The sequence below is a fragment of the Facklamia hominis CCUG 36813 genome, assembly GCF_000301035.1.
GTDB classification, from domain to species: Bacteria; Bacillota; Bacilli; order Lactobacillales; family Aerococcaceae; genus Facklamia; species Facklamia hominis.
In genome coordinates, this window is record NZ_JH932292.1 from 1,346,596 (window position 1) to 1,366,099 (window position 19,504).

Annotated in this window: 17 protein-coding genes; 16 read left to right on the forward strand and 1 reads right to left on the reverse strand. The window is 37.1% G+C overall.

Going from position 1 to position 19,504, the window contains the following annotated elements:
* Positions 1-6: 6 nt before the first annotated feature.
* The 15 genes from HMPREF9706_RS06305 (at position 7) to HMPREF9706_RS06375 (ending at position 14,303) form a co-directional block, all read left to right on the forward strand.
* Complete coding sequence (locus HMPREF9706_RS06305) at positions 7-969, forward strand: branched-chain amino acid ABC transporter permease (protein WP_006908524.1); 963 nt, start codon at positions 7-9, stop codon at positions 967-969.
* Positions 970-971: 2 nt separating this feature from the next.
* Positions 972-1,742, forward strand: coding sequence for an ABC transporter ATP-binding protein (locus HMPREF9706_RS06310; protein WP_006908525.1), 771 nt, complete (start codon positions 972-974; stop codon positions 1,740-1,742).
* Between the two features lie 2 nt (positions 1,743-1,744).
* Positions 1,745-2,386, forward strand: coding sequence for a CBS domain-containing protein (locus tag HMPREF9706_RS06315; RefSeq protein ID WP_006908526.1), 642 nt, complete (start codon positions 1,745-1,747; stop codon positions 2,384-2,386).
* Between the two features lie 33 nt (positions 2,387-2,419).
* On the forward strand, positions 2,420-4,033 hold the full coding sequence (locus HMPREF9706_RS06320; protein WP_006908527.1) for an ABC transporter permease subunit: 1,614 nt from the start codon (positions 2,420-2,422) through the stop codon (positions 4,031-4,033).
* On the forward strand, positions 4,026-4,772 hold the full coding sequence (locus HMPREF9706_RS06325; protein ID WP_006908528.1) for an amino acid ABC transporter ATP-binding protein: 747 nt from the start codon (positions 4,026-4,028) through the stop codon (positions 4,770-4,772). The genes HMPREF9706_RS06320 and HMPREF9706_RS06325 overlap by 8 nt, the downstream gene beginning before the upstream one ends.
* 224 nt (positions 4,773-4,996) lie before the next feature.
* On the forward strand, positions 4,997-5,317 hold the full coding sequence (locus HMPREF9706_RS06330) for a hypothetical protein (RefSeq protein ID WP_006908529.1): 321 nt from the start codon (positions 4,997-4,999) through the stop codon (positions 5,315-5,317).
* Positions 5,308-7,233, forward strand: coding sequence for a V-type ATP synthase subunit I (locus tag HMPREF9706_RS06335; RefSeq protein ID WP_006908530.1), 1,926 nt, complete (start codon positions 5,308-5,310; stop codon positions 7,231-7,233). The genes HMPREF9706_RS06330 and HMPREF9706_RS06335 overlap by 10 nt, the downstream gene beginning before the upstream one ends.
* Before the next feature lie 20 nt (positions 7,234-7,253).
* Positions 7,254-7,715: a V-type ATP synthase subunit K gene (locus tag HMPREF9706_RS06340; RefSeq protein ID WP_006908531.1), complete on the forward strand. Its 462-nt coding sequence runs from the start codon at positions 7,254-7,256 to the stop codon at positions 7,713-7,715.
* Between the two features lie 13 nt (positions 7,716-7,728).
* The gene (locus tag HMPREF9706_RS06345) at positions 7,729-8,310 is read left to right on the forward strand and encodes a hypothetical protein (protein WP_006908532.1); all 582 of its coding nucleotides are present in this window, start codon (positions 7,729-7,731) and stop codon (positions 8,308-8,310) included.
* Positions 8,311-8,322: 12 nt separating this feature from the next.
* A complete protein-coding gene (locus tag HMPREF9706_RS06350; protein ID WP_006908533.1) occupies positions 8,323-9,333 on the forward strand; it encodes a V-type ATPase subunit in 1,011 nt (336 codons plus the stop codon).
* Complete coding sequence (locus tag HMPREF9706_RS06355; RefSeq protein ID WP_006908534.1) at positions 9,323-9,634, forward strand: V-type ATP synthase subunit F; 312 nt, start codon at positions 9,323-9,325, stop codon at positions 9,632-9,634. Before HMPREF9706_RS06350 ends, HMPREF9706_RS06355 begins: the two co-directional genes overlap by 11 nt.
* Before the next feature lie 15 nt (positions 9,635-9,649).
* Entirely contained in the window at positions 9,650-11,431 is a 1,782-nt protein-coding gene (locus HMPREF9706_RS06360; RefSeq protein ID WP_006908535.1) for a V-type ATP synthase subunit A, read from the forward strand.
* Positions 11,424-12,800 carry a V-type ATP synthase subunit B gene (locus HMPREF9706_RS06365; protein ID WP_006908536.1) on the forward strand — a complete coding sequence of 459 codons (1,377 nt, stop codon included), beginning with the start codon at positions 11,424-11,426 and terminating at the stop codon, positions 12,798-12,800. The genes HMPREF9706_RS06360 and HMPREF9706_RS06365 overlap by 8 nt, the downstream gene beginning before the upstream one ends.
* A 6-nt stretch (positions 12,801-12,806) precedes the next feature.
* The gene (locus HMPREF9706_RS06370; protein WP_006908537.1) at positions 12,807-13,421 is read left to right on the forward strand and encodes a V-type ATP synthase subunit D; all 615 of its coding nucleotides are present in this window, start codon (positions 12,807-12,809) and stop codon (positions 13,419-13,421) included.
* Between the two features lie 453 nt (positions 13,422-13,874).
* Positions 13,875-14,303, forward strand: coding sequence for a thiol reductase thioredoxin (locus HMPREF9706_RS06375; protein ID WP_006908538.1), 429 nt, complete (start codon positions 13,875-13,877; stop codon positions 14,301-14,303).
* Positions 14,304-15,450: 1,147 nt separating this feature from the next.
* Here the strand turns inward: HMPREF9706_RS06375 and HMPREF9706_RS06380 are convergent.
* Entirely contained in the window at positions 15,451-16,386 is a 936-nt protein-coding gene (locus HMPREF9706_RS06380) for a helix-turn-helix transcriptional regulator (RefSeq protein ID WP_006908540.1), read from the reverse strand.
* Between the two features lie 487 nt (positions 16,387-16,873).
* Between HMPREF9706_RS06380 and HMPREF9706_RS06385 the strand changes: the two genes are divergently transcribed.
* Positions 16,874-19,489, forward strand: coding sequence for a class III lanthionine synthetase LanKC N-terminal domain-containing protein (locus HMPREF9706_RS06385; protein WP_006908542.1), 2,616 nt, complete (start codon positions 16,874-16,876; stop codon positions 19,487-19,489).
* Positions 19,490-19,504 lie beyond the last annotated feature (15 nt).

A 19,504-nucleotide genomic window follows, 5' to 3' on the forward strand; every position in this document is an offset into this window, starting at 1 on the left:
CAGGCGATGACACGATTTCATGGCAAAAATTTAATATGGCTTACGTTCATAAGTTTGTGCTTTTTAGTCATTGGTCTGATGATTCATTTGGATTGGATTAATGCCTATTATGAAGTGACCTTAGTAACAATAATGATCAATATAATCTATGCGGTAGGGTTAAACCTAATTTTAGGGGTGGCTGGACAGTTTTCATTGGGTCATGCGGCTTTTATTGCGGTGGGAGCATATTCTGCCGCATTAATCTCTAAAAGTATCGCTAATCCGTGGTTAGCGATCATACTCTCTTTTATAGTGGGGATAGCATTGGCTGCTGGTTTAGCTTTTCTAGTGGGTCTACCAACACTCCGTTTAAAAGGAGATTATTTGGCGATTGCGACACTAGGTGCAGCTGAAATGGTTCGAGTCTTATTGATAAACTGGCGTGGATTAACCAATGGCGCTGCAGGAATTAATAACATCCCGCTGACGACTTCTTGGCAGTTGACCTTTGTAATATTGGTACTAACAACAATCCTCATCTTGAACTATACTTATTCTTCGGTCGGTCGTGCAACCCTGGCTATGAGTCAGGACGAGATTGCTGCAGAAGCCATGGGGGTTCCTTTAACCAAGTATAAGTTAGGAGCATTTATCCTGGGAGCGATGACAGCTGCCATGGGAGGAGCCTTGCAAGCTAACTTTATTGGGGTAGTGACTCCGAGTGATTATACATTTAATCGATCGATTGATATTCTTATTATTGTTGTTTTTGGAGGAATTGGTTCCTATACAGGAAGCTTCCTGGCAGCGATTATTTTAGGTTTAATTAATCTCGTGTTGCAAGACTATGGACAATTGCGAATGGTGTTTTATGCATTGGCACTCATCTTGATTATGATTTTTAGGCCAGCTGGATTGATGGGACACAAAGAGTGGCGATTAGCGAGTCAATTACAGCGTAAAATTCAGCAGCGCAAGGAGGCTTAGCAATGACAAGATTAATTGTTAAAAACTTAAGTAAAAATTTTGGCGGTCTAGCGGCAGTCTCAGATGTGTCGCTAACGTTTGATGATAATGCCTTAATTGGCTTAATTGGTCCAAATGGGGCTGGAAAGACCACTTTGTTTAATTTATTAACTGGGGTGTATGTACCTAGCTCAGGCGAAGTTCTTCTAGAAAAAGAGGATCAAACGATCAAGCTAAATGGAATGCGGTCTGATCAAGTAACGCATCAAGGTTTAGCGCGAACTTTTCAGAATATTCGTCTTTTTCCACAACAAACAGTGATCGAAAATGTTTTAGTAGCTATGGATGCCCATAAAAAAAGTCGGTTATGGGATCATTTATTAAGGACGAGTGTATTCTATCAAGATGAGGCACAATTGCGTCAAGAAGCATTGAATCTTTTGGAGCGGCTAGATTTAGCAGATATGGCTAATGAAAAAGCAACGAATTTAGCATATGGCCAACAAAGACGTTTGGAAATAGCTAGAGCATTAGCGACTAATGCTAAAATACTTTTCCTTGATGAGCCTGCTGCTGGGATGAACCCTCAGGAAACGGATCAACTGAGTCAATTAATTTTAGCGATTCAAAAAGATTTTAAGATGACAATTGTTTTAATTGAACATGATATGTCTTTGGTCATGGGTATCTGTGAGAAGATTTATGTGTTAGAATATGGGCGACTCATAGCCCAGGGAAGTCCGGAGCAAATTCGGGAAAATCCTCGCGTTATTAAAGCATACTTAGGAGGTTAATTATGTATATTTGTGATTATATGAGTAAGGACTTAATTACTGTCAGTCCTTCTACAAGCATGATGCAAGCAGCGGATTTGATGGATGAAAAAGATATTAATCGTCTGCCTGTGATCAAAAATGATAAAGTCATTGGCTTAGTTACAAAAGAAACGATTATCGCTAACCGACCTTCTCAAGCGACGTCTTTGTCTGCACATGAGGTAAATTATTTATTGGAAAAAACGCGAGTTGAAGAAATTATGGAGATTCAGTATCTTACGATTGGACCGAAAGAGCAAGTGGAAAAAGCGGCCCAGTTGATGTTACAACATCATGTAGGTGTTTTACTCGTGATGGAGGATACCAAGCTTCTAGGACTTATTACAGATAAGGATATCTTTAAGGCCTTTGCTGAAATATCAGGTTATACCGTTAAGGGTGCCCACTTGGTGATTGAACTTGCTAAAGATAAACAAGGCGTTATTGAAGAAGTTGGGGACGCCTTAGTAGAAACTAATAAAAATTTAACGCATATGACGGTTTATCATGTGGATCAAGGAATTCGAGTGGCTTTACATATTGATGATCAAGAGACGGACTCATTAAAACGCGCTTTAGAAAATAGAGGGTATCATGTGATGGCTATTTATTTAAAAGACTAGATGGAAACTGTTCAATCAAAGAAAGGAATTGTCATGCAAATTAACAAAAGGTTTATTTATAGGCTATGGGCCATCATACTCTTAGTTTGGCAAATCGTGCCAACCACTGTTTTGGCAAATGAGAGTGGCTTGGAAACAAATGGCGTATTAAGAGTAGGAATGGAAGCTAATTATGCACCCTTTAACTGGTCTCAATCATCGGCTGCCGATCAAGCGGTGGCGATTTCTAATTCAAATGGAGAGTTTGCTAATGGGTATGATGTCCAAATTGCCAAAAAACTAGCTGATTCCTTAGGGTTAGGATTGGAAATCGTTAAATTAGAATGGGATGGCTTACCACCGGCACTCGAATCAGGAAAAATTGATGCGATTATTGCAGGAATGTCACCAACCCCAGAGCGACGCCAACAAATTGATTTTACTGATTCTTATTATACATCGGATATTGTTGTTGTTGTTAAAAAGGATGGACCTTATGCTGAGGCCAAGTCTTTAAAGGATTTTGCAGGGGCAAAGATTACGGGACAGTTAAATACCTTCCATTATGATTTGATTCCCCAAATTCCACAAGTCGACCAGCAAACAGCCATGGATTCATTTCCAACTATGATTTCTTCAGTCGTATCTAACAAATCGGACGGCTATGTCTCGGAACGGCCAGGAGCCATGGCCGCAGTTGCTGCGAATTCAGATTTAACCTATGTGGCTTTCGAAGAAGGGCAAGGTTTTGATACTAAAGAGGTTGATACATCGATCGCGGTGGGATTACGAAAAAATTCGCCCCTAAAAGCTGCAATTAATGAGGCTTTAACCGCGATTCCTGAAGATGAACGTCAAGACTTGATGCAAGCAATGGTAGATTTAAATCAAAGAGGTCCTTCGAAGGGTTTTTGGTCGGATGTTGCTAGCGTATGGTCTTCTTATGGTGGTCAGTTTATAAAAGGAGCTTTAACGACCCTGTTTATCGCATCGGTATCAACTTTATTCGGATTTTTGCTAGGCTTGTTAGTGGCAATATTTCGATCGATTCCTGTTGCTAAGCACCGTCAACCTTTGTTGTACTATCTTCATAAATTAGGAGATTTTATCGTTGTAGCCTATATTGAAATTTTCCGTGGAACACCAATGATGGTTCAAGCAATGTTGATTTTTTATGGGTCCAAGCTATTTTTCAACTTAGATCTATCCTCGATTGTGGCAGCCTTGTTCATTGTGTCGATTAATACAGGAGCTTATCTAGCGGAAGTCATTCGTGGTGGCATCACTTCTGTTGATAAAGGACAAACGGAAGCAGCAAAAGCGATTGGTTTGAACCATACGCAAACAATGGTATCGGTCATTTTACCACAAGCGATTCGTTCGATCTTGCCCACTCTAGGGAATGAATTTGTGATTAATATTAAGGATACTTCTGTTTTAAACGTGATCGCGGTGACAGAACTCTTCTTTATTACTCGTTCAGCGGCTGGATCCACCTATTTAACCTTCCAGACATTCTTTATTACGGCGTGCATCTATTTTGTCATGACTTTTGTTGCGACTCGATTATTAAATCTTTTTGAAACGTATCTAGAAGGAGCAGACCATTATAAGGTTTACACCTCGTCATCCTATCCAACAGTAAAGGAGGAATCGTCACATGCCTAGTTCAATTCTTCAAGTTCAGCATTTACAGAAAGCATTTGGCGATCATCAAGTGCTTAAAGATATTAATTTTGAAGTTAATTCCGGGGAAGTTATTTCGATTATTGGTTCATCGGGATCGGGTAAATCGACGCTGTTGCGTTGCTTAAATCTGTTAGAAGAACCTAGTGGCGGAGACATTCTTTTTCACGGGCAGTCCATTTTAAAGCGTCATGCTTCGCCGACGGCATTACGCGCCAAGGTAGGGATGGTCTTCCAATCGTTTAATTTATTTAAGAATATGAATGTTTTAGAGAATTGCTGTCTCGGCCAGCAAAAAATCCTTAAACGTTCAGAAAAGGAAGCTAAAGAGATTGCCTTAGAGAATTTAGATAGGGTGGGTATGGCTCCTTATCGGGATGCTCTTCCAAAACATTTGTCAGGTGGCCAGCAACAGCGGGTTGCCATTGCACGAGCCTTATCCATGGATCCTGAAGTGCTTTTATTTGATGAACCGACATCTGCTCTTGACCCTGAGATGGTAGGGGAGGTCTTGGACATTATGACCCAACTAGCCAAAGAAGGTTTAACCATGATTGTGGTTACCCATGAGATGACCTTTGCCAGAGACGTATCGAGTCGTGTGGTGTTCATGGATAAGGGTTATATTGTCGAAAGTGGCGAACCGGATCAAGTCATCAATCATCCACAGCATCAACGGACCCAAGAATTTTTGGCCCGTTATTTAAACGAGCAACAATAAAATAATTAAGGATACAAAGAATAAAAACGATTAAATCGATCTAATTTTTGTTTAATCGTTTTTATTCTTTTTGATTGTTTTAGGTGTTAGTAAAAATGTTTCTACTTATTTATAGGGAGAATCTATAAGCGAAATATGGCTTTCCATCGCGGTTTGCTAACAGGAAATCGCCTTGAAGACGTTTTATTAATGTAGTATAATTAATAGCTATAGGGGGTGAAGCAGTGGCTAATCTAGTGGATCAAGTGAATTCAATTGAATCAGCTTGTGCTGCCAAAGAGGCGGAATATCAAAACAAGCTGAAACAATTGAATCTCGAGTTTGAAGACAAGAAAAAAGCTCTAGAGGAAGATTTTGAAAAGGAATTGAAAGCGTTTAAAGAACGTGTTCGTCAGGAACAGGAAGATAAGTTCAAAACAGTCAAGGACCAATTTCAATCAGACAGCCAGCAGAAGATTAAGCAGATGGAAGCAGATATACTTCAACGCCGGCAAGAGCTTGAGCAAAAAATTGCTAAGAAGGTGGTGGAAGAAATATGGCAATAGCCAAGATGGTCAAAATATCAGCTATTGTGGAGGAAAATAATCGTAATCGATTGATGAAAGAATTGCAATCGATTCAGAAGATAGAAGTTCGTCCGATTAATCCAAACCAAGTGGATGGTACTCGGCCAAGCACCAGTCAACGCTTAAATGAGCTGGATGATCAATTGCAAGATGTTCGCTCAGCCATGCGTTTTTTAGATAGTTATTTGAAAGCTAAGGGTTTTAAAGAAAAATATATGAAGCCTTTACCAACAATGACTTTAGAAGAGTTGGAACAGCAAGTATCTTTTGATGAGATTAAATCAGTGACTCAAAAAGTTTGGGCCAAAAAAGAGAAGCTTGAAAAGATTGAAAGTGACTTACAAGTCATTAATAATGAAGCTGATTTCTTTAGTAAATGGCAAAATCTTCACGCTATTCCAGCTTATCATCGAGCTCCAAAATATACCAAGTTATATATTGGGACACTGCCTCAGACGAATGACAATGAGTATATCAATGCTGTGCGTGAGAACAAAGATATAATCGTTGAAGAGGTTTACCAATCAAGAGATGAAATTGGTTTGGTAATTGCAACGAGTCTTGATAAAAGCTATGAAGTAAATCAGTTCTTAACACAGAATCGTTTCCAAGCCTTGGATTATCAATTTGCAGACTTACCTGCGAATTTATTAAAAGAGCGCCATCAACAAGCGGAGGATTTAAGAAAAGAAGCTCAAGCAGAGCGCTTATCATTAGCAGATTTCCAAGAGGAATATCGTGTGCTTGAGATGGCTGAAGAAATTCTTTATGCGCTTTATCAAAGGCAGGAAGCCACTGAAAGCTCAATGACCAGTGATCGTTTGTTTGCGATTGAAGGCTGGGTGGCCAAGGATGAAGCGCCTGCGATTATTAAGAATGTTGAAGAAGCTTTACCAGGCCAAATTTATATTAGTCAAAGTGATGTGGTCGAAGATGAAATGGATGAGGTACCAACTAAATTAGAAAATCCATCATTGATTGCACCTTTTGAAAACATCACTAAAATGTATGGAACGCCTAAATATAATGGTTTCGATCCAACGGGCTCTTTAGCGCCGTATTACTGGATTTTCTTCGGAATGATGATGGCGGACCTTGGCTATGGCTTGCTATTATGGCTAGGCACATTGATTCCGTTGAAGTTCTTCACAATGGATCAAGGAATGAAGAAAAATATTAAATTCTTCCATATTTTAAGTTACTCAGTGATTGTATGGGGATTGATGTATGGTTCTTTCTTTGGAGCCGCGCTACCCTTTAAGTTATTATCACCGACTGAAGACGTGATTGCTGTTTTAGGTTTATCTTTTGGACTTGGATTTATTCAAATTCTTCATGGATTAGCCTTGCATACAGGGCTTAATTGGAAGAGCGATAAAGCCTCTGCGATCAAGGACGGTTTAGCCTGGATCGTTATGCTGTGCGGATTTATTATTGCGGCCTTAGGGCCAATGGTATTACACCAAGCTATTTTACAAAAGATTGGTCTATACATGGCAGGAGTCGCAGCCTTGGTGATATTAGGTATTGCGATTATAAAGAGTAAGAATAAGGCGGCTGGATTTGCTGCGGGATTGTATGATCTCTATGGCGTGTCTGGTTACCTTGGTGATATTGTATCTTATAGTCGGTTAATGGCTTTAGGAATCTCTGGTGGGTCAATTGCCCTTGCCTTTAATATCTTGGTTGCTTATTTACCACCAGTTGCTCGTTTTACTGTTGGGGTTGTATTAATTATCGCCCTCCAATTGTTTAACTTTGGATTATCCTTGCTGAGTGCGTATGTTCACTCAGACCGGCTAATATTCGTTGAATTCTTTGGTAAATTCTACGAAGCAGGTGGTCGCGAATTTGCACCATTGAAATTTTTAGACAAACACGTAAATATTAAATAACTATTTAGGAGGAATCATTTATGGAATTCTTACAAGAACATGGTGGATATATTTTTGCAGTTTTAGGAATTGCAGTAGCAGTTGTATTTTCAGGTTTCGGATCTTCAAATGGGGTAGGTACAGCGGGTTCTGCTGCAGCTGCTTTAACAAAAGATCAACCTGAAAAATTCGTTCAATCATTGATTTTACAACTATTACCAGGTACACAAGGTTTGTATGGATTTGCGATTGGATTCTTGATTTTCTTACAGCTTGATCCAGGAATGACTTTAGAAAAAGGATTTGCACTTTTAATTGGAGCTCTTCCAGTAGGATTTGTTGGATGGATGTCCGGGATTTACCAAGGACGTGTTGCTGCTGCTGGGATGCAAATTTTAGCTAAACGCCCTGAAAAAGTTATTAATGCGATTATCTATGCCGTCATGGTAGAAACTTATGCCATCTTAGGCTTCGTATTCTCATTCTTACTAGTTCAAGGTTAAGGAGGATAAGCTTGTGGGAAAAATTGAAACTTTACAACAATCTATTTTAGACAAGGTTCAAGCCACAGGTGAAGCAAAAGTTCAAGCTCTTCAAAGTGAATTAGCTGATAAATTGGCTCAATTCAAAACACGTTTAAGTGATCAAGTCAACCAACAAAAAGACAGCTTTAATCGTAGTCAAGCCCGTCAATTTGAAATTCGTCAACAATCGTTAACAAATGAATTAAGAAATGACCAATTGACACATAAACAAGCTTTACTTAAAGAAATGATTCAAGGAGTTGCCCCATTGGTCAACCAACAGGATGAGGAAGAATTTGTCAAATTGATTCGCCATGTCCTAAAAGATATTAATGAATCACAAAGCTTTAAGTTAACCCTTGGTCAAAAATCGAGTGATAAACTAAGTCAAGAAAGTCGTGCTGCCTTACTTAAGGATTATCCAAATATGGAGATTACAGAAGCGAATGAAGCCGGAAAATCTGGTTTTATGCTTTCGCAAGCAGGCATTAACTTAAATTATTTCTTTGAAGATGTGATTCAAGAACTAACACCTCAACTGTTAATTGAACTTGAAAAACTATTGCAAGCGTAAGGGGGGCTAGGAATGTCACAATTAGAGTATGCTGGTTTAAATACGACGCTACGTCTCTATGAAGCCCAACTCTTAAGCCAATCTGATTACGATACATTGTTGCAGATGGATCAAATTGACAGTGTACTAGATTATCTCGCCAAAACGGCTTACGTAGTCAATGAACAAGCTCGCACTCAGCGTCAGTTTGAACCAACGATTCAACAGCGCCTTGAGTACGTTTATCATGAGTTAGTTCAAGCATCACCGGATCCACGGGTTATTGAGATCTTCTCTCTTCGTTATACTTACCATAATCTTAAGGTTTTAATTAAACAGAATTATGTTGATCGAGACTTATCTGATCTTTTGATTCCCATTGGGAGTTATTCTTATGATCAGTTAAAGCAGTTGGTTGAAACGAAAGGCCAAGACGAAGATGTAGATCCGATTATGCAAGCGGCGATTTATGATGCGATCACATCGGTAGAAGATACCGGAGATACTTATTCAATTGATGTGATTTTGGATACGGCATATCTCGATCATATTGCTTCAAATGCAAGAGAACTAAATGATCCAGCGGTCGTTGAATTTACTAAAATGAAAATTGATTTCCAAAATCTAACAACGTTTGTTAGAGGATATAATCAAGGTCAATCAAACACCTTTATTTATACCGCCTTGTCAGGTCAAGGAGGCGTCAGTCGGGATGATATTCTTGAAAATTGGCGAGAAAAAGATTTGAGTGGCTTGGTAGAGACTTACCATCGAGCTGATTATTTGATTGATCTTGATCAAGTATGGGATCAATTGAATAATAGCGAAGTAGACTCGGCTTTTATTAATCGTGTTATCCAAGAACAGTTCGCAAAGAACTTACGACCTTATTCCTTTGAGGCTTTTGGACCGATGCCTGTCTTAACGTATCTTTATTTCTTAGAAAATGAAACAGATAATATTCGTTTATTATTAATCGGTAAAGAAAATAATCTAGATGCACAGCTAATAAAAGAAAGGATGAGACCAATTCATGGCATATAAGATCGCAGTGGTCGGTAACCGTGACGTGGTTCTGGCTTTCAAATTATTAGGATTCGAAGTCTTCCCAGCCAATAATGGTGAGGAAGCGCGTAAAACAATACATGATTTAGCCCAAGAAAAATTTGGCGTGATTTTGGTGACAGAAAATATTGCTCAGGAAATTCCTGATACAATTCGGTATTTCGATACGCAAGCCACTCCCGCTGTTATCTTAATCCCAACCCATAAGGGATCCTTGGGAATTGGTAAAGCTAAAGTGAATGAAAATGTCGAAAAAGCCATTGGGCAGAATATTCTATAACAAAGGAGGAATTATATGAGCACTGGAATAATTACTGAAATATCCGGACCTTTAGTAAAAGCTAAGGGAATGGCGGATGCATCGATTCGTGAGATTGTTTATGTTGGTAAGATGCACCTAACCGGTGAAATTCTAGAAATGCACAAAGATGTGGCGTCAATTCAAGTCTACGAAGAAACGTCTGGATTACAACCAGGAGAAGAAGTGATTTCAAGTGGAAATCCCTTATCCGTTGAATTAGGTCCTGGTCTATTAACAAAGATGTTCGACGGAATTCAACGTCCTCTACAAGAATTTATGGATGAAACTAAGAGTAATTTCTTGGTTAGGGGAGCAAGCGTTGATATTCTTGACAAACAAAAGAAATGGACGTTTAAACCTACTAAGGCTGTTGGTGATCATGTTATAGCTGGAGATATCATTGGTACGGTTGATGAAACAAAAATTATTGAACACCGGATCATGGTACCAGTGGGTGTTGAAGGGACAATCAAGTCCATTCAGTCTGGCGATTTTACAGTAGAAGAGACGATCTGTGTTTTAGATACGGATCAAGGTGAAAAAGAACTCAATATGATCCAAAAATGGCCAGTACGTGAAGGACGGCCCTATGCTTCAAAAACAACACCAAAAACCCCTTTAAAGACAGGTCAACGAGTGATTGATGCTTTCTTCCCATTAACAAAAGGGGGCGTGGCAGCAGTTCCTGGACCTTTCGGGGCAGGAAAAACTGTTGTTCAACACCAAATTGCTAAGTATGCTGACGTAGATGTCGTTGTTTATGTTGGTTGTGGTGAGCGTGGGAACGAAATGACGGACGTTATTAACGAATTCCCTGAGTTGGTCGATCCAAAGACGGGCGAATCGATCATGGAGCGGACCATCTTAATTGCTAACACATCGAATATGCCGGTGGCTGCACGGGAAGCTTCAATCTATACTGGAATTACCATTGCTGAATATTTCCGTGATATGGGCTACTCTGTCGCAATCATGGCGGATTCAACCTCTCGTTGGGCAGAAGCCTTGCGTGAAATGTCAGGACGTATGGAAGAAATGCCTGGGGATGAAGGATATCCTGCTTACTTAGGATCACGTATTGCTGAATATTATGAACGAGCTGGTTTAGTGAAGACTTTAGGTTCCGATGGACGTGAAGGATCGGTATCTGCTATTGGTGCGGTATCACCTCCAGGTGGGGATACATCCGAACCTGTTACACAAAACACCTTGCGAATCGTTAAGGTCTTCTGGTCATTGGATTCTAAACTATCACAACAACGTCACTTCCCAGCGATTAACTGGTTAGATTCTTATTCACAATATTCAACGGATGTTCAAGCGTATAACGATGCCCATCTTGAAGAAGGATGGGGAAAATTGGTTCGTCATTTTATGGCCTTACTTCAAGAAGAAGCCAGCCTTCAAGAAATCGTTCGCTTAGTTGGTTTGGATTCCCTTTCTGAAAAAGATAAGTTGACCTTGGTGATTGCAGCGATGATTCGTGAAGACTTCTTACAACAAAATGCCTTTGATGACGTGGATACAACCACTTCCGAAGTGAAACAATTGAAATTATTGCACTTAATTTCTACCTTTGAACAAGAAGCACGTCATGCAATGGAATTAGGAGCTTATTACCAAGAAATTATGGAAGGAACGAAAGATGTTCGTGAACAAATCGCACGGGCAAAATTCATTCCAGAATCAGAAATTTCTCGATTAGATGACTTGAAAGAAGCCATTAAATCAAGTCTTAAGCAAACACTAGAACGAGGTGGTGAAGCGAATGCTTAAAGAATACACAAATATTGGTGAACTTTCAGGACCTTTGATGATTGTTGATGGTGTTGAAGGCGTTGCTTATGATGAATTGGTTGAGATTGAACTTCATAATGGTGAAACCCGTTTAGGACAAGTACTTGAAGCACAAGATGGCAAGGCCGTTGTTCAAATCTACGGGGGAACTTCAAATATGAAGATCTCAAATATTAAGGCTCGCTTTAAAGGAAAACCGTTAGAGTTTGCCCTATCAGAAGATATCGTTGGACGGATCTTTGATGGGATGGGGAATATCATGGATGGCGGTCCTGAAATTATTCCTGAAAAATTTGCAGACATTAATGGACAAGCGATTAATCCGATGGCACGGGACTATCCGGACGAATTTATTCAAACCGGGATTTCGACAATTGATCATTTGAACACGCTTGTTCGGGGTCAAAAATTACCAGTTTTCTCGGGTGCAGGTCTTCCTCACAAGGAATTAGCGGCTCAAATTGCTCGTCAAGCGACTGTATTGAATTCCGATGAACCATTCGCGGTTGTCTTTGCAGCGATGGGGATTACTTATGACGAGGCTGAATACTTCATGGATTCCTTCCGTGAAACAGGAGCCATTGATCGTTCGGTTATGTTAGTGAACTTGGCGAATGACCCAGCGATTGAACGTTTGGCTACGCCTAAGATTGCCTTAACGGTTGCTGAGTACTTAGCCTTCGAAAAAGATATGCACGTATTAGTTATCATGACAGACATGACGAACTACTGTGAAGCCTTACGGGAAGTATCAGCTGCTCGGCGGGAAGTGCCAGGTCGTCGTGGATATCCAGGTTACTTATATACTAACCTATCAACCCTTTATGAGCGTGCAGGTCGGTTAGTTGGCTGTAAAGGTTCCGTAACTCAAATTCCAATCTTAACCATGCCGGAAGATGATATCACTCACCCAATCCCTGACTTAACGGGTTATATTACTGAGGGTCAAATTATCTTGGATAATGCCTTATATAATCAAGGTATTGAGCCACCGATCAATGTTTTACCATCTCTATCTCGGTTGAAGGATAAGGGAACGGGTGAAGGTAAGACGCGTGAAGACCACGCTCCAACCATGAACCAACTCTTTGCTGCTTACGCTAAAGGTAAAGAAGCCAAGGAATTAGCGATTGTATTAGGGGAATCTGCCTTATCGGATACGGATAAACTTTATGTGAAGTTTACCGATGAATTTGAAAAACGTTACGTTAACCAAGGTTTCGATACGAACCGAGATATCTTTGAATCATTAGACTTGGCTTGGGATCTATTAAGAATCTTGCCTAAGTCTGAATTGAAGCGGATCAAGGACCCAATGATTGAAAAATATATGCCGGAAGGAGAGTAATGCGCTATGGCCAACGTATTAGGTGTAAAGCCAACCCGGATGGAGTTAGCCTCCCTAAAGTCAACCGAAGCGCTTGCGACCCGGGGGCATAAGCTACTCAAGGATAAGCAAGATGAATTGATGCGTAACTTCATCGACATGATTCGTCGCAATAACGAATTGCGTGATCAAGTAGAGGAAGAATTAACCCAATCCCTCAAATCCTTTATTCTCTCTAAAGCCTTAATGAATGAGAATTTTATGGAAGAGATCGCGGCGATCACTCAAAACCGCGTCGAACTAGATATTCGTATGGAAAATATCATGTCTGTCTATGTTCCTAAGATGGATTTTCATATTGGCGAAGAAGATAGTCAGGCCCGCTATGGTTATTTGAATTCCAATGCGGAGCTGGATGAAGCACTTGAGGTCTTGACCAAACTCTTACCTAAATTATTAGAGTTGGTAGAAATTGAAAAAGCATGTCAACTTTTAGCCGATGAGATTGAAAAGACCCGTCGTCGGGTCAATGCCTTGGAGTATCGGATGATTCCAGATACGCAAGAGACTATTTCTTATATTTCTATGAAATTAGAAGAAAACGAACGGGCTACCATCTCACGGATGATGAAGTTGAAATAGTATATTCAATATGAAGAGGTTAGCCAGGAGCAAATTGCTTCTAGCTAACCTCTTTTGCTGAATAGGACATTTATGTCATGTTAAAATAAGTCATTTTCTTATAGAATATTGAGTAAGGAGGGTAGAGAGATTAAATATCTCCGTTGCTGGGTTTGGTAGTGGAGTTTTAGGTTGTATCTTTTAGAGATTGGATAGAATAAAATTTGTTCGATTTGTATATAAGGGGTGCTCTATGAAATTTAATAAAGACTTTTATAAGTCAATTCGGTTTTGGTGTTGCCTAGCTTTAGTAGTAATTTACTTTCTTTTCGAAGACTATAAAAAACCGCTATGGTACAGCTTGCTTTATTTCCTATTTCAACTGATTTTATTATGGGATACAATCTTTATGAAAAAGAGTGAGTAAATTGAAACGCCAAATACTTCTGTTGGGCCTTAGTTTGATAGTTAGTTTTGGTTTTTCCAAGCAGAGTTACGGCAAAAACTCCGACGGATGCTAAAGAAATTGAAAACTATTCTCAGATCATTGATCGCTTTGAAGAAGTTAAGGCTGATCAAATTTTAGAAGAACAGTTAGATTATCCTGTTTTTCTCTATCTGGGAAGAGAATCTTGTCCTTTTTGTCGTGATTTTGTTGAATTATTAGAATCTTCGATCAATTATCTTGAAGAAGATGGTCTGAAAATATTCTACTTGAATACTGAAAATTCACAGTCCGATGCAGATATTCAAAAGGTTGGCGAGAAGTTTCATTTAAAGACGGTTCCATCTTTTCTATATATAACACCTGACAAAAAAGTGGATAAGTTTTTAGTTGATCAGATGAGTCTAACGAATTGGATTCAAGATCATTTAGCCGATGAATCAAATAAAGTGAATTAAAGTGTGAGTACTGCTAATGGCTTGTTTTGCTATTAGTAGTACTTTTTATACACCGCAGATAAAAGATCAAATCAAATATTTAATATTGATTAAATAATATGGCCATAATACAGTTAGTAATACCTTCTTTTTTGAAAAAATACTGAAAAAGAATAGAATAGGATGATGGGCTTGAAAGGCATAGAAGAAATTGGTCGAAGGATACGTATTTTAAAAGAAGAATAGGAGTTAAGTCGAGAAGTGTTTTGTGAGGCTGAATCTTAAATAAGCGCTCGTCAATTAGCAAGAATTGAAATCAGGCAATCTTCACCAAACTAGTCTATATTACTCAGCGGTTAGGAGTTACAATAGCCTATTTAATCGAAGATCAAAAATTGCTGACTCTAATGAGTATTATCAAATTAGGAATCTTTGATGAACTTTGTGTCTTATAGATTAGCAGAAAGACAGGGTGAAAAAAGCGCTTTAAGATCAGATTTTTTGATAAATATTATGGTTATTTACTAAAAGAAGAACAGATAGCTATTATATTATGCGTGATCCCTCTGATGCTGTAAAAGAGCACAATAGTCTTTATGGACAGGCTATCATCAGAGAATTGATGGAAGATAAAATTACTTCCATCACCCCTATTTATTTTAGGGCTTTTTTGATAGGAAGATGTAGGGGATTAGTAAAATGAGTTGTTGAGAAATCTTGTTTAAAAAGAATGAAGTCTTAATGAATAAATAGACATCTATTCATTGAGACTGGATTGGTCGTAAAGATGGGGTACTGATATAAGATCCGATTGTGGAATTTATGAGTTAATAAGGCTTAATAATCAGGTGGGCTGTGTATTTATACATTAATTGATATATACTTTCTATTTTATAGTAATAAAGAGGGCAAGTACTATGTGAGAAGAACCCCAAAAATTAGACTAAAGTCTAACATTTTGGGGGCACTATTATAATGCTAGTCCTTTATATAATGGTACCGTGTTAATTAATTGATTAATGCGGTATAAATATTGTATTTAATTCGATCGATTTACCCCACCATTCAATTTTAGCGGAGTCTGTGTCTAGAGATGGGTGAATTATTAATAATTGACTCATGAATTGGATCTCCTTTCTATTATTAAATTATCAATTAAGAATAAAAATTATTCTAAATCGAATTTTCCAGTAGCATATCTTTTTAGGTCAAGTTCGAGTTCATCTGTTAATTTATCTGCTAGGAATACTTCATTGAAAAGATTTGCATAATCAATTGCTTGTTGATAAAAGTATTTTGTCATGGGTATGCTATTTTTGGCATAAAGATACCATTTAGCTTTTAGCATTGTGCAGATGATGAGATCTTCTGCTTTTTTGTCAATATGAATTAAAGTATCTAAGCAAGTCAAAATTTCTTCTATTCTATTAAAATTTTTATAATGAAATAATGTTGTGATTGAATCAATATAAAAGCTAATACCAAAGTTAACCATATTATAATGAATAAAATCTACTTGGTTTAAGACCTTACTTAACATAGTATCAATTAAATTATCATCAAAATATTGTTCATTGGTAAAATCTACTTGCGATAAATATAAACGAATAATTAATAAATCATTTAAGGTGTAGGAGGATTTCAGTTTAACTTGATCAAAATAGTCATCTATAATGGCTTGTCCATAGAGATCTATGTGTTCGTTTACGACATCTGAAGTTGCATGCATAATATCAATGGCGATCTGTTCTTCTTCTGGTAAATAGTCATAGTATTTTTGAAAAACTATTTCATAAAGGTCATCTTTTTCTTGAATTTTATCTTTGAGTCCATAACTTGCAAAGTTCATTAAGCGATCTTTTATTTGATAGTATTCAAATGGAGGAGTCAAGTACTTTTCTTCTAACAAAAAAGAAAGCGGTATGTGTAATTGATTGCATATAAATTCAAGCTTGTAAAGACTTGGAAGGGATTGTCCACTCTCAATGCGAGCAAGTTGTCTTACGGTTAATTGAGATTCATCTTCACAGAAAGTCTCACGACTTAATTGGTTTGTTTCTCTAAGTAATCGAATCTTTTTTCCCAATTCTTTTTTTGAATGCATACTTTACGCTCCTTTTACGCTCCTTTTTGTATTAATAATATTTTAGCAAATAAATAAAGCCTTTTCAATGTGATGAAGTGATTTTTGACTTTTTAAGTGAGTAATAAAATGAGAAAATATTCATGACAAGATTGTCTCCTGACATTCTTGTCATGGTCGTTTTTACCTAAATCTTTATAATGAAATTATAAAGATTTAATTAATAAGAAGAGATATATAACAGTAGCAGGGTAATGTGTTCGTTAATTATTATGCTATTTTGGGACCTATCTTTTCGTATTGAATTATTTCTTTAAATATTTTAGGGAGGTGCACCATGTCAGTATTACGCTTACAAACTAAACCAGTGGTTAGTCCTAATGGAGCAGGGCATTCTGAAGGATGGTCAACTTTTAGTATTGTTTGTCACCTTGGTTAAGACTTGTTTTTGAATCCCTAGTGAAAATGTAATATTTGCTAGGGATTCTTAATGATAGGAGTAGTTAATATGTCAATTGAAGTACTATTAAATCATTGTCAATCTAGCTTGTATTATCAAAATATAGAGGACATATCACCTAAGGAAGAGTATCTTAACCTATTGGATAATAGTTTGAATGATCGATGTAAATATAAAGTTGAGAGATCTGGAATATATACTTGTTTTTTTAATTTGAAGCAAGCTCTACCTGTTCAGGGATGGAAAATACACATTTCAACAAATATTTATAATTCACAGGACTTATTATTAGCTCTTTCTGAGGTAGCAAATTGTAATGAAATATCTTTTAAATTTGTAGCAAACAAGTATCTATTAACATTGACAAGTTTAAAGGGTTATTCAAGAGTTCAGGCAGGTAAGTTTATTACTGTTTATACTGAAGATCAAGCAGAGTTTGAGAAGGTGATTGAGAATTTATATGAAAAAATAAGCGGTTATAGTGGACCTTATATTCTTACTGATCACCGATATAAAGATTGTAAGGTGTTATATTACCGTTATGGCGGGTATCAATTGATGTGGGCTGATGATTACCATAAACAAGCAGCTTTGATTACTCCTCAGGGTGATTTGATTGCTGACCAAAGACAGCCTGAATTTGTTCTACCAGATTTTATTAATGATCCTTTTAATTTTATTGAATTTGATGAGGAACGATCTTATTTATTTGATAATTATAAAGAGATTACTCCTATCCGTTTTACTAATAGTGGTGGGGTTTATCAAGCGCTATATCATGATAAGCGTGTAATTTTAAAAGAATCTAGGCCTTATACTTGTTTATCTTTTGAGGATCATTTAGATTCTATCGATCGACGTAAGAATGAAGTGAGTTTTTTGCAAGGGAATCAAGACTTAAGACAGCTTCCACGATTGTTAGATGCTTTTTTTGAATGGGAACATTATTTCATTGCTGAAGAATGGATTAAAGGTCAGACTCTTAGACAATTTTCAAGTAATCGAAATCCGTTTATGAATCAAAAACATCAAACCGATAAGAGTTTGATTGAAACATATATAAAAGATGTTATGGATTTAATAAAACAAATATTAGATTTTATTATAGAAGTACATCATACGGGGTATATATTAGCTGATTTATCTTTAGATAACCTTTTATTATTGGAAAATAGATGTATTAAAATGATAGATTTAGAATCTGTTTTTCCTATTAACAAGCCGGTAAAAGATTTTTTAACTACATTGTCAAGTTTAGATCGGTTAGGAAGAGATATTTCTAATATAGATTATGAGTCTTTGGCGTGGATTTTGTATGATTTATTAATTCCAAGATCGTACTTAAAAGATTTTCAAACTGGGTATTTAAGGCGTTATTTAATGGAATTGATAAGTGATATGAATTTAAATCCTTTAATTTTTAAAACATGGGCAATGCTACAGTGGGCAAATGACAAGTCTAATTTTGATCAAGTGAAAATATGGATGCGTATGATTGTAGAAAATCCTGTAACTGATAATTCTAAGCTACAAGAAGCGTGGAAATTTGATTTTTCTAATAGTGAGAGTTTACTAGTTAAAAGAAAAAGAGACTTATTTGAGCTTATACCAAATTTTATTAATTATCATTTAAACATTTTCCCGAGGTCAGAATATAAGTTGTCGTTTGCTAATGGCTTATCTGGATTACTCTATATATTGCAGAGTATAGAAAGCTGTTCGAATGATTTTTTGGAAAAATATGAAAATTGGCTGATTTCACTTTATCTAGATAAACCACCAGCTAGAGAAGGACTATTTGAAGGTCGTTCAGGTATTGCAATCACACTGTTAAAGCATAAATTTCGAATGGGTGAGAAGATACTTCAATCAATTCCAAAACCTACAGATAATTCAATTTCAGATTGGAGTTTTTCTGAGGGGTTGGCAGGAGTTGCACTCGTTAATTTGCGTTATTATCTAACGCTTAAAAAAAATTGCTACTTAGAAAGATCAAAAGAATTAGGAGATATATTCTATAATAATAAGGATATTCTTCTAGATCTTCCACAGATTGGATTATCAAAAGGTAAATCAGGGGTTGCTTTATATTTACTCTATTTATATGTAGTGACGGAAAATAAAAGATATTTAGAATTAGGTCAACAACTTTTGGAAAAAGATCTCCTATCAGTTAGATCCATAGACACCTATCAATATGGTTATCCAAGCAATCTTGCGGATGATGTTATTTATCCTTATTTTTGTGAGGGAACAGCTGGCGTTTTGGCAGTCTTGCTGCGTTATTTCATTATAACTAAAAGAAAAGATTATCTAGATTGGATTAATTGCTTAGCACCAGCATTGGATGTGAAATTTTCAGTATCTCCTGGATATTTTGAAGGCATAGCGGGCCTTGGTCAAGTGAATTTGGATCTTTACTATTATTTGGGTGAAAATCAATACTTGAATCAGGCCTTAAATAATTTTGAAGGATTAAATGCTATGGAGGCTTATAAGGATGGAAAATATCTTTTTCCTTCTCAACCGATTGATAAATTAGATGTTGGATTAGGAGCTGGAAATGCGGGAATATATGCGTTTTATTTTCGTATGGATCATCATCAATTTCAGAATCCGTTGATGTTCTGTGATGAAGTTTTAAAAGATTATATGAATAAATAACCAAGACCTTAATGT

What these genes read in the sequence shown, in the direction of transcription:
- HMPREF9706_RS06360 (WP_006908535.1), top strand. Translation starts at nt 9,650, where the DNA reads ATGAGCACTGGAATAATTACTGAAATATCCGGACCTTTAGTAAAAGCT.
- HMPREF9706_RS06335 (WP_006908530.1), top strand. Translation starts at nt 5,308, where the DNA reads ATGGCAATAGCCAAGATGGTCAAAATATCAGCTATTGTGGAGGAAAAT.
- HMPREF9706_RS06310 (WP_006908525.1), top strand. Translation starts at nt 972, where the DNA reads ATGACAAGATTAATTGTTAAAAACTTAAGTAAAAATTTTGGCGGTCTA.
- HMPREF9706_RS06350 (WP_006908533.1), top strand. Translation starts at nt 8,323, where the DNA reads ATGTCACAATTAGAGTATGCTGGTTTAAATACGACGCTACGTCTCTAT.
- HMPREF9706_RS06325 (WP_006908528.1), top strand. Translation starts at nt 4,026, where the DNA reads ATGCCTAGTTCAATTCTTCAAGTTCAGCATTTACAGAAAGCATTTGGC.
- HMPREF9706_RS06370 (WP_006908537.1), top strand. Translation starts at nt 12,807, where the DNA reads ATGGCCAACGTATTAGGTGTAAAGCCAACCCGGATGGAGTTAGCCTCC.
- HMPREF9706_RS06355 (WP_006908534.1), top strand. Translation starts at nt 9,323, where the DNA reads ATGGCATATAAGATCGCAGTGGTCGGTAACCGTGACGTGGTTCTGGCT.
- HMPREF9706_RS06315 (WP_006908526.1), top strand. Translation starts at nt 1,745, where the DNA reads ATGTATATTTGTGATTATATGAGTAAGGACTTAATTACTGTCAGTCCT.
- HMPREF9706_RS06365 (WP_006908536.1), top strand. Translation starts at nt 11,424, where the DNA reads ATGCTTAAAGAATACACAAATATTGGTGAACTTTCAGGACCTTTGATG.
- HMPREF9706_RS06305 (WP_006908524.1), top strand. Translation starts at nt 7, where the DNA reads ATGACACGATTTCATGGCAAAAATTTAATATGGCTTACGTTCATAAGT.
- HMPREF9706_RS06380 (WP_006908540.1), bottom strand. Translation starts at nt 16,386, where the DNA reads ATGCATTCAAAAAAAGAATTGGGAAAAAAGATTCGATTACTTAGAGAA.
- HMPREF9706_RS06340 (WP_006908531.1), top strand. Translation starts at nt 7,254, where the DNA reads ATGGAATTCTTACAAGAACATGGTGGATATATTTTTGCAGTTTTAGGA.
- HMPREF9706_RS06320 (WP_006908527.1), top strand. Translation starts at nt 2,420, where the DNA reads ATGCAAATTAACAAAAGGTTTATTTATAGGCTATGGGCCATCATACTC.
- HMPREF9706_RS06385 (WP_006908542.1), top strand. Translation starts at nt 16,874, where the DNA reads ATGTCAATTGAAGTACTATTAAATCATTGTCAATCTAGCTTGTATTAT.